Source organism: Sorangium sp. So ce128 (assembly GCF_051525245.1).
GTDB classification, from domain to species: Bacteria; Myxococcota_A; Polyangia; order Polyangiales; family Polyangiaceae; genus Sorangium; species Sorangium cellulosum_B.
On sequence record NZ_CP150313.1, the window covers coordinates 9844604 to 9859963 of the forward strand.

General features: G+C 68.5%; 11 protein-coding genes. 3 read left to right on the top strand and 8 right to left on the bottom strand.

Annotated elements, in window-relative coordinates:
* Window positions 1-73: 73 nt before the first annotated feature.
* Together WME82_RS37395 and WME82_RS37400 are read right to left on the bottom strand one after the other, a co-directional pair.
* On the bottom strand, window positions 74-1900 hold the full coding sequence (locus tag WME82_RS37395) for a hypothetical protein (RefSeq protein WP_438039224.1): 1827 nt from the start codon (window positions 1898-1900) through the stop codon (window positions 74-76).
* A gap of 824 nt (window positions 1901-2724) precedes the next feature.
* Complete coding sequence (locus tag WME82_RS37400; RefSeq protein WP_157907138.1) at window positions 2725-2901, bottom strand: hypothetical protein; 177 nt, start codon at window positions 2899-2901, stop codon at window positions 2725-2727.
* 202 nt (window positions 2902-3103) lie between these two features.
* Between WME82_RS37400 and WME82_RS37405 the strand changes: the two genes are divergently transcribed.
* A complete protein-coding gene (locus tag WME82_RS37405) occupies window positions 3104-3433 on the top strand; it encodes a PilZ domain-containing protein (RefSeq protein WP_272104316.1) in 330 nt (109 codons plus the stop codon).
* A 447-nt stretch (window positions 3434-3880) separates the two neighbouring features.
* On the opposite strand, the gene WME82_RS37410 is transcribed toward WME82_RS37405, so the two are convergent.
* Together WME82_RS37410 and WME82_RS37415 are read right to left on the bottom strand one after the other, a co-directional pair.
* Entirely contained in the window at window positions 3881-6403 is a 2523-nt protein-coding gene (locus WME82_RS37410; protein ID WP_438039225.1) for a hypothetical protein, read from the bottom strand.
* 16 nt (window positions 6404-6419) lie between these two features.
* On the bottom strand, window positions 6420-7025 hold the full coding sequence (locus WME82_RS37415; RefSeq protein ID WP_437710847.1) for a 5-formyltetrahydrofolate cyclo-ligase: 606 nt from the start codon (window positions 7023-7025) through the stop codon (window positions 6420-6422).
* Window positions 7026-7490: 465 nt separating this feature from the next.
* On the opposite strand from WME82_RS37415, the gene mscL reads away from it, so the two are divergent.
* Entirely contained in the window at window positions 7491-7940 is a 450-nt protein-coding gene (gene mscL, locus WME82_RS37420; RefSeq protein ID WP_437912836.1) for a large conductance mechanosensitive channel protein MscL, read from the top strand.
* Between the two features lie 136 nt (window positions 7941-8076).
* Here mscL and WME82_RS37425 read toward each other — a convergent pair whose 3' ends face one another.
* The gene (locus WME82_RS37425) at window positions 8077-9306 is read right to left on the bottom strand and encodes a phospholipase C (protein ID WP_438039226.1); all 1230 of its coding nucleotides are present in this window, start codon (window positions 9304-9306) and stop codon (window positions 8077-8079) included.
* A 345-nt stretch (window positions 9307-9651) separates the two neighbouring features.
* On the opposite strand from WME82_RS37425, the gene WME82_RS37430 reads away from it, so the two are divergent.
* Window positions 9652-11535, top strand: a complete 1884-nt coding sequence (locus WME82_RS37430) for a DUF885 domain-containing protein (protein WP_438039227.1) — start codon at window positions 9652-9654, stop codon at window positions 11533-11535.
* 1103 nt (window positions 11536-12638) lie between these two features.
* On the opposite strand, the gene WME82_RS37435 is transcribed toward WME82_RS37430, so the two are convergent.
* The 3 genes from WME82_RS37435 to WME82_RS37445 all read right to left on the bottom strand — a co-directional run bounded on the left by WME82_RS37435 (window position 12639) and on the right by WME82_RS37445 (window position 14867).
* The gene (locus WME82_RS37435; protein WP_438039228.1) at window positions 12639-12881 is read right to left on the bottom strand and encodes a DUF2283 domain-containing protein; all 243 of its coding nucleotides are present in this window, start codon (window positions 12879-12881) and stop codon (window positions 12639-12641) included.
* Window positions 12863-14140 (bottom strand): RHS repeat domain-containing protein, encoded by a 1278-nt coding sequence (locus WME82_RS37440; RefSeq protein WP_438039229.1) that lies wholly within the window; start codon window positions 14138-14140, stop codon window positions 12863-12865. Before WME82_RS37440 ends, WME82_RS37435 begins: the two co-directional genes overlap by 19 nt.
* 238 nt (window positions 14141-14378) lie before the next feature.
* Window positions 14379-14867, bottom strand: a complete 489-nt coding sequence (locus tag WME82_RS37445; protein WP_438039230.1) for a hypothetical protein — start codon at window positions 14865-14867, stop codon at window positions 14379-14381.
* Window positions 14868-15360 lie beyond the last annotated feature (493 nt).

The window sequence follows — 15360 nt, forward strand, 5'->3', positions numbered from 1 at the left end:
CCTCGCGCCGGGCCCCCCTCGGACGACCGCCCCGAGGAAGCGCCGGCGCTCGTCGCGCCGGCCCTCCGTGGGATCACTGTATCTTGAAGTTGCAGGCCGACAGCGTGGCCGTTCCGATCGTCTGCGTCATCGCCCAGTTCGCGAGCGAGGCGACGCTGGCCTGCTCGGACCTGAACGCGTAGTTGCTCGCGAGCTGCACCTCGGTGCCGTTCTTCGGCCGGATGTACACCGAGTACCGCTTCGCCGCCACGTCGACCACCATCCGGACCGTATAGGTCGTCCCGCCGGTGTACGGGAACACCCGGAGCGCCTGGTACCTCGAGGCGTTCCGGACCCGGACATTGCCTTCCTCGTCGAAGATGACGATCGCGGCGAGCTGGGTCCACTGGCTCGCGGAGCCGCTCGAGAGGCCGACCACGGCGTCGATCTTCGACGCGCTCGGCGTCACGTCCCAGGTCGCCGTGAAGGTGCCCCGCTGGGTCGAAGGCAGCTGCGAATTGAACCATTGGCCAGCGTTGGCGACCGAGCACACCGGCGCCGTCGGCGTGGGCGTGGTCGGCGTCGGCGTCGGCGTCGTCGGCGTGGGCGTCGGTGTCGTCGGCGTCGTGGTCGTCGTCCCGAACTCGAACGCGCCGATGTCGACCGCGCCCACGGCCGTCCGCCGCTGCGCGGAGCCGACGGACGCGAGCCCCGCCTTCGGCGGGTGGTACAGCGGCATCGCGAGCGGCGACGGGAACGTGCGCCCCGAGATCCCCGTCGTCGAGCTGACGCCCGCGTTCCGCAGCGGGCTCGTCGAGAGCAGCGTCACGTCGCGATTGCCGATGCTCGTGAAGCCGGGATCGCTCACGATCAGCGTCCCCGTGAAGCCGGAAGGCACCGTCGTGCCCGTGGGCACGGCGTTGTTGACGCCCTTGATGAGCGGGCTGCCGGTCGTCCAGCTCGCGTCGTCACGGAAGACCTGAACGCTCCCGCCCCCGACGCGATGGAAGATGTTGTTGTGCAGCTCGATGCTCTCGATGCCATCGAACAGGTGGATCGCCGCGCTCGACCCCGCCATCAGCAGGAACGTGTTGTTCACGAACCGATACCGCCCGTTGGTGTCGCCCGTGCCGTCGCCGCCGACGCGGATCACGAACTGCGTATGCGTCTTGCGGAAGACGTTGCCGACCACATCGGAGTCCTCCCGCGCGAGCCCCGGATCCTGCCCGTCGGGGCCGATGAGCTCGAGGTCCTTGTAGAGCCCGCCCTCGATCCAGTTGTAATAGATCTCGTTCCGCTCCGCGCGGGTCTTCACCGCGTTGCCACCGATTGCATCGTGGACATAGCTGTGCTGCATCCGGAACACGGAACCCGGGTAAGCGGTCTCATCCGTTGCGATGTAGATCGGGTGCTTCGTCGTACCGGCACCGCACTTATAGACCTCCACGTATTCCACCAACAGCGTACCCGAATCGCTGTCGGCGCCCAGGATCCCGTGCGATGGGCAATCGTGGATCACGGAGTCACGGATCGTGACATCGTGCCCGTGCTGGAAGATGCACCTCGAGGTGCCGCCCGTCACATCGAACCCCTCGAAGACGATGTGGTTCGCGTTGATCTCGATCGTGTTGGTGCCGCCCCTCAGGACAGGGCGCTTCCCGCCGACGCGAACGCCGCGGATCGTGATCTTCGAGGTGGGCGTGCCCCATTTCGTGAGCCTGATGTTGCCCGAGTACGTCGCGTTGCCGTCGACCTCCACCACGTCGCCCGGCTGCAGTCTGCTGGCTACCTCACCGATGGTCTTGTAGGTGCGCGTGGGACCGACTCGATACGTCGTGCCGGCCGCCTGCTCCTCCGCGTCCAGCTCCTCTGCGGTCACGTCCTCGTCGAGCGGCGCGCAGCCGAAGCCGACGATAGACATCGCTATCAGGGAAGCGATGACCTTACCGGCGGCAAACGACCGCGACCCAAAGCCTTGAGAAATCGAATGCATGGCTTTATCTCCCCCGGCGTCGTCGAACCCCTGTGGTGAACAGGACCGTAACGGGCGAAAGCATCAGGGGGCAAAAGAGGAGCCTCCCGCTGCGTGCCTTCGCGCCGCGAACCATCGGTGCAGACCATTCAGCACCAGAGGGGCGGATACCGGCGCTCTCGTGAAACAACTTATTCCCGGATTAACACGACGGGTCAAGACGAAATGCTTTCGAAAACGAAACGAACACCCAATTAGGTCGCACACCTCGGCCGTTTTTCACATCACGGTTGCAAATTTTCGATGCAAAACTGCAATGCGCAGTCCGTCCGCTGATGTAAGGAATGTATAGAGAAGTGGTCGCTCGCTCGCTTGAATGCAGACGAAATCCCCGGGGAAATGTGGGTGAACCCCCAATGCGACAGGGTTCTCCATGTCGGTCAACGACCTTTACCTACCTTACCCCTGCATTCGCTATCTCGGCCGTGGCGCCTGTGACCCGAGGGAGGTCGCGCGCTTCCTCGGCGACACCGCTGCACCGCAAGCAAGAAAACAGCTCGCAGCCCTGCTCGATCGCTTGGCGGAGGATCCGCTATGCGCGTCGCGGCTGGCCTGCCGCGGTCGACGCGCGCGACACGGGCTCGCGGGAGATCGTGGAGAAGGACGACGGGCCGGCGTTCGACGGGGAGATCGGCGGAGTCCGCGCGGCATCGCGCTGCTCGCCGCGCGGGGGAGATGGGCGGGAATCGGCGGGCGCGCGAGCGGGCGACCGGTCAGCGCCTCCCCTTGAAGCCCATCATCTGCTGCACCACCGCCTCGCTCTCCTCGGCGATCGCGCCCTCCTGCGCCGCGCGGTCGGCGCAGTCCTCACAGACCTTCTTCTTCTTGCTTCCGACCTTGATCGTCTTGAGCTCGTCGACCTCGTTATCGCATTCCCGGCACGTGGGCATCGCCACACCTTCCTTTCGCCGGGCCAGCATATCGCACCGATCCCGCGCGCGCCGAGATCGCGCCCCGGCGCCGCGAGCGGACCGCGCCGAGATCGCGCCCCGGCGCCGCGAGCGGACCGCGCGGCTCGCCCGCCCGATGTTTGGCCCGGACGAGGCCCGCGACCTAGGCTCGCCGCGTCACGAGGACACCAAGGAGGCTCCCATGGATCGGAGGCAGGGCGCGCGCGCGCAGGTCGACTTCCCCGTCTCGGCGCTCGTCGATGGCCACCGGCACCGGTGTCGCGCGATCGATCTCTCCCCCACGGGGATGGTCGTCGAGCGCGCGCCCGCGCTGGCAGGCCGGGCGCTGCCTGCCGTGACCCCGTTCGAGCTCGACCTCGGGGTCGGGCGCCCCATCCGGCTGCGCGCCCGCCCGGTCTGGGACCGCGACAACCTGCTCGCCGTCCGCTTCGTCGTCATGAGCGACGCCGACCGGCTCACCATCGCCGAGCACCTCGACCAGCGCGCCCACCGCCGCGAACCCCTCCATTAGAGCGACGGTCTCCCGCTTCGGATACGGGCCCACCTCGACGTTTTCGGTGCTCAGCGCACCGGAGTGCGCTTGCGCGCCGAAAACGCCGATCTGGGCCCGTCTCCTGTGCGGGAGACCGCCGCTCTGCTGCGGCTCTGGATGGTGCAGAGAGGGACGGAAACCGCTGGAGATGGGGCAGACGGCCGGGGGGAACGCCTTGAGACGGATGGGTGGGGGACGTCCCCGACACGATGCTCGCTTGCAAGGGTGAAATCGCAGGATTGCAATACCGGGAGGATGTGCCCGGGACATCTATGCGAATTTTAACTCTAATTCCGTCTTCTCGCGGTGGCATGTGAGCTGCTAATTCATGGACGAGCGTTGCTGGTGCGGCCTCTCCCCCCCTAGGCCCCGGCGACGCTTTTTTCTTTTTGTCGCTCGCTGGAGCGACGAGCGGTGGGGCACGCGCTACGTGCGTGGCTCTCGTCGTCGGCGCGCAGCGGAGATCGACGCCCGCGGAATGCTGGCGGCAGAGCGGCGAAGCTCGTCGAGCGCGTGCTCGGGCAGGCGCGGCGCGCGCGGCTCGGTGACGCCTGGCTCGGGAGGGGCGGGCGCGCGGGCGCCCAGGTACGGCCAGAGGCTCTCGCGGATGGGCGCCGGCAGGACGTTCTCCAGGTACTCGAGCGCGGTCCCGCGGAGATGGGCGTCGTCGGCGTGGAGCGCCCTGTAGGCGATCTCGAGCGGCTCGCGCTCGAGACAGAGCGAGAGGACACGGAACACGTGCTCCAGGCTGCGGCTCGTCCGCTCGACGAGCAATCGCTCGGCCAGCGGCGCCTCGACCGAGGGCGCGACGTTGGGGGGCTGGGCGTCCCACACCCGGCGACCGATCGCGATCTCCCGCATCGCCGCCTCGATCACGTCGTCGTGCCGCAGGTGGATCGGCGCGCGCTGCTGGAGGAGCCGCGCGAGCGCGACGCCGCACTGAAAACGCACCTCGAAGCGCTCGTCGGCGAGGCCCAGGATCAGGCCGTCGGCGGCGCGCTGGGTGGGACAGGCCTGGAGCACCCGCGGGATGCGGCGCCGGAGGGCGACGCTCACGGACGGATCGAGGAGCGCGTCGACGAGCTGGCCGGTCGCGCGGGGGGCGACGGCGCGGAGCGCCCGGATCGCCTCGGAGGTGAGCCCCTCGCGCTCGAGGAGGGGGAGGAGGTGCGGCACGAGCGAAGGGTCCGGCTCCCGGACGAGCGCCCGGCGGATCCGCTCGGGATCGCCGGAGCGCAGGTCGGCCGTGGCGGCGAGCACCGGATCGGACGCCAGCGCGGCCGACGCGGCGCGCGCGGACAGCGGCCCGTCGACGCCCCTGCGATCACCCGCCGGAGGCCGCGGCGAGTCCCCGGGGGCGGGGCCGGAGAGCGACGCGCGGCCGGAGAGCGGCGAGCGGCCGGAGAGCGGCGGGCCGGGGTGCGACGTGCGCTCGCCGTCGGCGGAGGCGCGCCCGGCGTCGTGCCGCGCCGCCGCGGCGTTCCGGAGCGCGGCGAGCTCGGCGAGGACCCTGTCGCGGCTGAGCGCGTCGACGGTGCCGCTCAGGGTGCGGCGGGTGGTCGCGTCGACGACGTTCGTCGGGTCGAGCGAGACGGCGCCGGAGCGCAGGCTGCCCTCGAGCGCGGCGACGTAACCCCGGTGCAGCCGAGGCGTGAAGAGCAGCGTGACGCCCGCGGCCGCCGCGCCGAGGCCGAGCAGCAGCGGGAGCGACCCGCCCGGGGCGAGCACGAGCAGGGCCATCGCGAGGCCGCTGCCCGCCGCGGTGCCGATGCGGTCGAAGCCGACGTCGATGAGCGTCTTGATCGACCGCTTCTGGTCCGGGGGCAGGGGCGTGTAGAGCAGCTCGTAGCCCGACCGGAACAGCGAGTTCCGGAGCACCGCCTCGGTCGCGCGGACGATGGAGGCGGCCCAGAGCCGCGGCGCGACCACGAGGGAGAGGGTGCTCGCGACGACCGCGGCCGGGAGGATGCCGATGGTGGCGGCGAGCCCGAGCCGGTCGAGCGAGAAGGTGGCGGCGAGCGACTGCACGAGGAACGAGAGCACGCTCACCGAGAGGTGGAAGAGCGCGAAGAACGAGAGCAGCGCGTTGCGGTCGGTCATCGCGGCGGCCGCCTCGGCGCTGAGGGCCACGTCGAACAGCGCGCCGCTCACGGCGCCGAGCCCGACGAGCAGGCCGAGGTCGCGCAGGTGGCTGTTGTCGCGCAGCGCGGCGAGCCCCGCCCCGCCGGCGCCAACCTCGGTGCGCCCCGCCTCAACCTGGGTGCGCCCCGCCTCAACCTGGGTGCGCCCCGCCTCAACCTGGGTGCGCCCCGCCTCAACCTGGGTGCGCCCCGCCTCAACCTCGGTGCGCCCCGCCCCGCCGGTGGCGCCGGCCGCGCGCGCGAGGGCGGCGCCCAGGTGGTGGGTGGCCCAGGCGGTGAGCGCGCTCACCGCGGAGAGGGCCAGGAGCATCGTCGGGGCGTCGATGAGGCGGCTGGCGCGCCAGGCGAACAGGCCGCCGATCACGCCGCCGACGGTCCCGCCGCCCGCGATGCGCCCGATGGACTGGCGAGCGGTGTGGGGGTCGAAGCGCTCGTTGACGAGCGACCAGAAGGCGGAGATGAGCGTCGCGCCGAAGACGGCGATGTGCAGGTAGAAGACGAGGGCGGCGGCGCCGGGCGCGCGCCGGGCGAGGGCCCACTCCAGGGCGAGGAGCACGGAGCTCGCAGCGAACGTGGCCGGGACGACGCGCGCGGGGGAAAGCTGGAGGAGCGCGCGCGAGAGCAGGACGACGGCGCCGAACGACAGGGCCGCGCCGACGGCCATGACCTTGGGGACGTCGGCCGCGCCGAAGCTGGCGAGGAAGAGGGCGTCCCGGGTCGCCCGGCCGGCGACCTGCTGGGCGATCATCGCGCCCGAGGCGATGGCCGCGAGGAGGACGGGCCTGTCGCTCGCGCTGTCCTCTCCCACCTGCGCCCTGGGCATCCTAGGCGGGTTCGGCGGCGAGCACGCGGGCGTCGGTGACGATGGTCCCGAGCGGGACGTCGCCCGGGGTCGCCGGCACCTCGGCGACGAGCTGGAAGTCGAACACGACGCCCACCGCATGCGCCGGGGGGCAGAAGCGCGGCAGGGTGCTGTCGTAGTAGCCGGCGCCGTAGCCGATCCGGTGCCCTCGGGCGTCGATCTGCAGGGCGGGCACGACGATGACGTCGAGCGCGGCGGCCTCCTCGTCGGTCGCGTCGGGCTCGCGGAAACCGAGGCCGCGCTCCTCCATGGCCTCGGGGTCCTCGACGAAGCGGAAGGTCATGGCGCGCGACTCGGGGTCGATGGAGGGGTACGCGACCCGGGCGCCGCGGGCGCGCAGCAGCGGATCGAGCTCCCTGAGGTCGACCTCGTTGCGCCCCTCGATCGGGTAGAAGAGCGCGACCCGCCGGGCCGCGGCGAGGGCCGGCAGCTCCGCGAGCGCGCGCTGGATCCGGCGCGATCGCTCGAGGATGGCGTCGAGGGGGATGGAGCTGCGGACGGCCCGAGCGCGCTTCCGCAGCTCGGCTTTGGCGCGGTAGCGCAGGGCGGCCTCGGCGTCGGGGTCCATGGCTCGGTGGTTCCTCCGGCGCGCATCCTAGAGAGCCGCCCCGGGCCGGGGAACCGCCATGTGCGAAATCGGCGTGAGGTGGCGCAGTTGGCCCCAGATGTGGCGCTCTTGCACGGAGGGCGAGGCAGCGGCCGCGCTGCGAGCGCGGGGGAGCGGGACAGACGGGGGGCCCGAGGCGCGGCGCGGAGCGGGCGGAGAGAGGGGAGGGAGCGCCGGACGAGCGAGGGGACCGCGCGAGAGCGCGGGAGGGAGCGCGCGGAAAGCGCAGTTGCGAGCGGTTCGCCAGGGGGAGCCCACGGACGAGCCCGGTGGCACCGTTCGTGCTGCTGGCGGCGGCTGCGCGGATGGCGGCGACCGCCGCTGCCGCGCGGTCCGCACAGGCGGCTGGTAGCGCCCTGATCGCGGAGAGACGATACCGGAGCGGTGCGTTTGCGAGGGCAGGAGCCCCCGACGCCGGAGGAAGCGATGTTCTGGGAGGATTTCAAGAAGTTCGCGGTTCGTGGCAATGTCGTCGACATGGCCGTGGGCGTCGTGATCGGCGCGGCGTTCGGCAACATCGTCAAGACGCTGGTGGATCACCTGATCATGCCGCCGATAGGCCTCCTGACGGGCGGCATCGATTTCAGCCGGCACTACATCGTCCTGAAGTCGCCGAGCGGGCCCGGTCCGTACGCGACCCCCGAGGAGATGGTGAAGGCCGGCGCGGTCCTCCTCCAGTACGGGGTCGTCATCAACAGCCTGGTGAGCTTCTTCATCGTCGCTCTCAGCGTCTTCCTCCTGGTGCGGCTCATGGGGAAGCTTCACAGACAGCACGCGGAGGAGGTGACGACGAAGGAGTGCCCCGAGTGCGCGATGAGCATCCCCATCAAGGCGGTGCGCTGCGGGCACTGCACGGCGGCGCTGAAGGGCGCGTGACGCGAAACGGAGAGGTCACCGCGTGGGCGGCGCAGCTGGCGCGGCTCGCCGGCGAGCGGGCTCTCCGTCGAGGCAGGGCGCGTCGACGCCGGGTTCGTTCGGAGGGGCGCGCGGCCGCGGATGGCCGCGCTCTGGCTCAATGGTTCTCGACGGGCACGCCGGCCTCGAGCACGGCCTTCTTCAGCGTCAGAATTTCCTGCTGAGCGTCGGTGAGCTCCATCGAGTGAAAGCCGGAAGGGGCGGTCGAGCCCATGTGGATCGGGGCGACCGCCGTCTCCAGGATCGGGATACCATCGAGCCTGCGCTGGTCGGTGCGTGGCCTGGTCTCGCTGAGCACGGAGAGCAGGCTCGGAGACGCGGTGACCCGAGGGCTCAGCGCGTTCACGCGATCGGGCGCGAACAGCTCGAGCGCGGTGCGCGCGATGCAGGTATGATCGAGTGTTCCGTGGAACGGCACGCCGCGCGGAGCCCACGGCGAGACGACGAGGGCCGGCACGCGAGCGCCGAGCGTATCGAACGGCGCCGCCTCGTTCGCGGGCGACGGCGGCGGGCGCACGTGGTCGTAGAACCCGCCATGCTCGTCGTAGGTCACGACCAGCGCCACGTGCGGCCAGGACGGGCTCGCGATCAGGTGGTTGTAGATGCGCGCGATCAGGTTCTGACCGCGCGCCACGTCGGCCGGGGGATGGTCGTCATTCGCCCAGTTCAGCAGCGCGTCCACGTCCACCAGCGTGAAGTTCGGGTCGATCCACGAGACGCTGGGCAGCGTGCCTTCACGGCAGGCCCTGTAGAACGAGGATATCTTCGCGATCGGCAGGCCGCGGTGGCCCTTGTATTTCTCGACGGTGCGCAAGAACGCGATGTCGTGCGAGTAGTAGCGCCACGAGTCGACCGGCAACAAGTCGAGGAACGTCGCGTGGTCGATCCATTGCAGGTTGCCCGTGCGCCCGCCGCTGGTCCCGCAGAGCGCGAAGAACCGGTTCGGCCACGTCGGGCCCGCGAACGAAGCGAACCACCGGTCGCAAACGACGAACTGTCGCGCCAGGCTATCGTACGTCAGCAGATCGCGCTGGTCGTACCAGCTCATGATCTCGGCGACGTGGCTGTTCGTGCTGTAGCCTTTCACGAAGCCGTCCATCGCGCCGCCGTTGATCTGCCGCACGACCTCCTTCCGGTGGTGATGCGGGCGGATCCGGACTCTCGTGCTCTCGAGATGATATCCAGTGATCGGCGTGCCGTTATCGTCCGCGTTCGTCGCGCCGATCACCCCATCGACGTCCATGCCCGTGCCGCGCAGGTAACCCAGCATGTGATCGAAGGAGCGGTTCTCGAGCATCACGATGACCAGATGACGAATGTCTGCCATGTTCCACCGCTCGCTTTCCCATGCGGCTCAGCGCTGTGCCGGCCGACGCGGCCCGCAGGGCCAGTTTCACTATCGTGAATTCATCTACCGAGATCTGCCAGCGGAGAAGGAGATCCAAAGTTCCCGAAGACGTCAAGCCCCGGCTGCGGGGACCTGACCCGGGTTGACTGAATATTTTCCATGCGCTCCGACGTCCCCTGAAAAGCGGTGCCAATTCAACAACTTGTCCATGCGCCGAGGGGGCCGCGCTCACGCCGCGGGCCACGGGAGGCATCTTCGGTGCGCGGGTACGTTGCTCCTCTGCTTCCGGTTGGCGCTCCAGGGCGCCTGTGCGAGAGATGCCTCATGACCTTGCGCTCGCTCCGCGCCGTCGCGCCCCTGCTCGTCGCCGCGTGCACCGTCAGGGCGCCGCCGCCCGCCGCGCCGGCTCCCCTTCCCTCGCCCTCCGCCGCGCCGGGCCAGAGCGCGGCCGCCGCGCCGGGCCAGAGCGCGGCCGCCGCGGCGCCGGGCCAGAGCGCGGTGGCCGCGGCGCCGCGACTGCCGGCGTGGGTCGAGCGCAGCAACGAGCATGCGAAGATCCTCCTCGACGTGCTCGCCAGGTACTCGCCGGAGCGCGCCAGCGCGCTGGGGGTCGAGCGCGCCGACCAGGAGGTCTCCGATCTGTCGCCCGGCGTCGAGGCGCGGCTGCGCGCCGCGTACCGCGAGGCCATCGCGGAGCTGGAGAAGCGCCGAGCGGCCGAGAAGGATCCGGCGGTCGCCGAGGATCTTCAGATCTTGCTGGACGCTGCGGACCGGGCCGTCCGCGGGTCCGAGCTCGAGGAGAGAACCCGGGTCACCTACGTGCACGCCACGGGGCTCGTGTTCGAGGGCATCTCGACCCTGCTCGACGACCGCATCCCGCCGCCGCGCCGAGCCACGGCCCTCGCGCGGCTCCGGCGGTACGCCGGGCTGGAGGCGGGCCACGCGCCCATCGCCGAGCAGGCGAGGAAGAGGCTCGACCAGGAGCTCGGGAAGCCCGGCTTGCTGGCGCCCTCCAGGATGGAGATCGAGCGGCACCTCGCCACCAACGCCCGCGTGCGGGAGGGACTCGGCGAGCTCTTCCGGAAATACGGCATCAGCGGCCACGAAGAGCCGCTGGCTGCGCTGAATCGTCAGCTCGAGGCGTACGACGCGGCGCTGCGCAAGGACGTCCTCCCGAAGGCGCGGACCGACTTCGCGCTGCCGCCGCCGCTCTACGCGTACATGCTCGAGCTGCATGGCGTCGACATCCCGCCCGCCGAGCTCGCTCGGCTGGCCCACGCCGCCTTCGACGATCTGAAGGCGCAGATGCCGAAGCTCTCGCTGCCCATCGCGAAAGCACGCAACTTGCCGAGCGCGGACTACCGGGACGTGATCCGCGCCCTGAAGAAAGAGCAGCTCGTGGGCGAGGCGATCTTGCCGCATTACAAGGAGCGGCTCGCCCAGATCGAAGAGATCATCCGGAAGGAGCGCCTCGTCACGCTGCCGGAGCGGCCGGCGCGCATCCGGCTCGGCACCGCCGCCGAGAGCGCCGAGATGCCGGCTCCGCGCATGCGGCCGCCGCGGCTGCTCGACAACCAGGGAGAAGCGGGGGAGTTCGTGCTTCCGCTCAGCCTGCCTGGGCCCTCCGACCAGCTGCGGAGGATCGACGATTTCACCTATGCCGCGGCGTCATGGACGCTCACCGCCCACGAGGCGCGCCCCGGGCACGAGCTCCAGTTCGCCGCGCTCGTCGAGCGGGGCGTCTCGATCGCCCGGGCCGTCTTCGCGGAGAACAGCGCCACCATGGAGGGGTGGGCGCTTTACTCGGAGGCCATCCTGCTCCCGTTCATGCCGCCCGAGGGCCAGCTCGTCTCTCTGCAACACCGCCTGGTCCGGGCCGCTCGCGGCTTCCTGGACCCGGAGCTCCAGGCGGGCAAGATCACGCCGGCCGCCGCGCGGACCTTCCTCGAGAAAGAGGTGGTCCTCTCGCCGCCCCTCGCGCAATCCGAGGTGGAGCGTTACACCTTCCGCGCACCGGGGCAGGCGACCTCGTACTTCTACGGGTTCACCCGGCTGATGGATCTGCGGCGAGAGACCGAGTCCATGATGGGCCCGCGCTTCGACGCGCAGCGATTCCACGACTTCGTGCTCGCCCAGGGCATCCTGCCGCCGAAGCTGCTTCGCAAGGCGGTCATCGAGCGCTTCGTGCCGGCACAGCCGGCGCCCTGAGCGGCGGAGGGCGCGCGGCGCGCGCAGGACGAGCTCCCGCAGGCTGATTTGCGGTGGCGAACCGTCGCCGCGATCCGCGGGCTCGGCCGGGGTTCCGGGGGCGTGACGACGGATCCCCCCCTCGGCTGGCGTGGGCCCGACCGAGCCCAATCGCTGAGGCTCGGGCCTGGGGAGCTCGCGCCGGCCGAACCGCGGTGCCGCCGCACACAGACACGACCAGCGCCGCGCCCGAACCTGGCGCGACGCCCGCCGTAACGCGGCCGCCCCGACCTCGACTGGCTGGGGCCTGGTGCCGGAACGTGCCCCCCCCAGCGCGATCCCCTCATAGGTTTCTCGTTTGGCCTGCCTCGAACCTGTTGGCAACTTCCGTTCCCACCCCTCGCCACAAGGCTTCTTCAACACAGCGCAGCGCCTCCTCGCGACCAGGCGCTTCCTCGACGAGCCTCATGATGTGCCACACCAGAGGGAGGACCCGTGCTCCGGCGTGCGCGTCAAAACCCGGCTGAGCTCCGCTTGCATTGAATACGATCTTAGCGGAGACCTCGAGAAGATCTACCATCGCACACTCGATTGGCGACCCTTCGTTCTCGAGATTCAGGCTGACCCGCCTGAGATCGAGGAACAGGCTCTCCGCCGTACACCACGCATTCCTGTCGTGACATATCACCACGATCCTCCCCCCCAAACCCCAAGAAGTCGCACCGGGTCACAGCAAGGACCGCCTCGAGGATTCCGCCGATCCACGTTGGACGCATCTCGCTCACAACCGAGCGAAACAGCTCGTCACCGAGGAGCAGCGCCTTGCCTTCTTCAACAGGAATCATCCACATCTGCCCCTGATCTCATTATCATCAAGCGGCCACTCGTCGCGGCGGTCCGCGTTGATCTGCTGAAGCCGCCGTGACTTCTCGTAATACCTGTACGTGATCGCGATCCCGCTGCTCGAACTCGTCGTACCCGATGTGCAGCAGGTACTGCGTCACCGGCGGCTCGTCCGGGTGCTGTGGGTTGTTCTGCGTGTGTCGCATGATACGGTCCCCTCCCCCGTGCGGCTCGCGCAGCCCGGGGGGGGCTCGGCCGTCAGCTTCGCCAGATTTCCCAGCCTATGCAATTATCTCAATACCCACAAGAACACCCCTCAAATCAAAATCAAGCACCACATCCGGGCCATCGTAATCACCAATAAGATCACGAAGCCGAGCAGACTTGGACATCTCACAGGGACTGGCCCCAGGATGAGACGGCAACCGAAGATACGCCATATCGGAATCGTCCTCAGACACACACAACTCAAAGAACCCAACACCATTTGACGAGTCAGATTCACTCATTTTAGCGGCCTCCATTGCAACTCCGCCTTCAACTTCAGAGTCCCGTCTTTGACCGGATAGACAACAGCCCCTCGCTGCCCGAACCCAGGAACAATCACTCGATCTTCATGGGCAGTATCTCGGATAGCACCACTCGGCAAGCCGCCCTTTTCTATACTGGCCCCGAACTCTTGAAGCGCGGCGCGAGCATCCTTTGCACTACTGAAACCCGCGCGCTCAACTGCCCTTTCTGCAGCATGCGGCATATTGCTATTCACAACTTTCTTAACCAAAACGCTTGGTTTTTCTCCTGCGGCTGCTTTGGATGACGTCTGCTGCGCGGATGCCTTTCCGGCCGCCGTCTGCACAGGCTTCGGCGGCTGCGCTGCCGGGGCAGGTTGCGGTGGCTTCGCCGGTTGTGCTGCCTGCCCAGGCTGCACTGCCGGCACCGGCTTCGGGGGCGCCGCCGCTTGCTGCTGGGCAGCGGTCCGCGGTGGCAGCACCGGTTCTCGGTTCACGCCGCCCATGCGCACCGTCCTAGGAGGAGCAGCCGCCGGGCTTGTCGGTATCCTGCCCTGCGCCTGCTGCTCCGCCAAGCGCTGCATCTGCATCTGCTGCTGGAAGCGAGCCCCTTCGGGCCCGTACCAGCAGTTCGGATGCCGGCAGCCACCCATTCCATTGCCACCCGGCGCGAAGTTCCGGTGCCCCCCTTGCGCCTGCCGCCCATCCGGGTCGACAAGGTTCACCGGGTTGTTCAGCGTGTAGCTGTACAGCCCCAGGTTCCCCGGGTTGAACACCCCTCCGCTCGTCCCTCCCCCCATGTACTCGTCCAGGATCGGATCCGGGCTCAGCCACACACTGCTCCGCGGGTCGTAGTACCGCGCCCCGAAGTAGTAGAGCCCCGTCGCCTGGTCGAGCTCCTTCCCCGTGAACACGTACGCTCGCCTGAGCTCGTACCGCGAGTCCGACGCGTCGATCCATAGCTCCCCGCTCGGGAAGTACTCGTCCCGCTGCGTCAGCGTCTGCTCGTTGTTCGACGCGAAGCTCGTGCTGCCCAGGTGGTCCGGGTGGTAGTACAGCGTCGGCGGATCCCGGAACCAGTCCGGATCCATCTTGCTCGCTATCCGCGTCTGCCCCGCATAGATGTGCTTCGTGACGAACCGCCCGTCCCGCAGCGTCAGGTGCTGATCGTGGTATGCCGTCTCCTCCTCGCCGCTCACGTGGTGCAGGTGCACCCGCCGCTCGCCGTCGCCGTCGTACAGCATCCGCGACAGCACCTGACCGTTCTGCGTCACCCGCGTGACGCGGTTCTCCTCGTTCCAGTCTGTCGCCCGCGTGTCCGAGCCACGGTACGTCCAGCCGGTCTGGTTGCTGGTGAAGCCGATTCCGATGCTCTGACGATCCCTTGTCCGGCCCAGAGGTCGACATGGATCGCTGGCCCGATCTTGGCATCTCGATAGGCGCACTCATTCCGTCCACCGAATAGCCTCAAACTCGGCAATCTAGGCAGACAGAACTCACAAACCAGTCCCATCACACCTTCTTAGCCCCTCGCCACAAGGCCTCCTCCACTCGACACAACAATTCCTCGCGACCAGGATATCGATCAATGAATCTCATAATCTGCCAAACACGAGAAAGGACACGCTCTCCAGCATGCGCATCAAACCCCGGCCGAGCTCCGCTTGCATTAAATACGACCTTCGCCGAAATCTCAAGAAGATCAACGATCGCACACTCGACAGGTGAACCTTCGATCTCGAAATTCAGGCTGGCCTGTCTGAGCTCGTGAAAAAGGTTTTCTGCCGTACCCCAAGCGCTTCTGTCACGACAGATGGTCAGCATTCTCTGCCCGAACCCCAAGAAGTCCCACCGCGCCGCAACAAGGACCGCTTCGAGTATTCCGCCGATCCACGCTGGACGTTTCTCGCTCACAATCGAGCGAAACAGTTCGGCGCCGTGTATCCTCTCCTTACCTTCGTCCATAGGATCCCTCCAGTCCGAGCACACTTTCAAGACCATATCACTTCTCCTTGGGTTGAGGCCTGAATGGAATATGTGGACGATTTGGATCTGGCACACCCTTGTACACATCGATTCCCGAATAGTTACCTCCGGCCGTCGTCTCCCCACCAGAAGTACCACGCGGAACCGAGCTCCTCGCGGAGTGCCTCTGGGCGGCGTTGCCCGACATGACATAATCCCAGTCCGACCGTGGTTTTGCCTTGCCGCTCGCTTGACTCCCCACAACGCTAATTTCCTGACGAGTCCTATTTGCCACGTTGCAGGGTCATGGGGCCACCACGTTGCAGGGTCATGGGGCCAGGGGGAGACGACGTGATCGGTCTCGACGATGCCCGAGACCGCGAAGCGTGTCGAGGTCCCCGGAGCCGGGCGCGAAGCGACCGGCGACGTCTCTCTTTTTTGCAGGGTCATGGGGCCACCGAGGCCCCCTGTAGGCTCCCGTGCAGGGTCCGCGACGCTCACGAGCAGGAAGGTCCACCCCGCCCCCGGC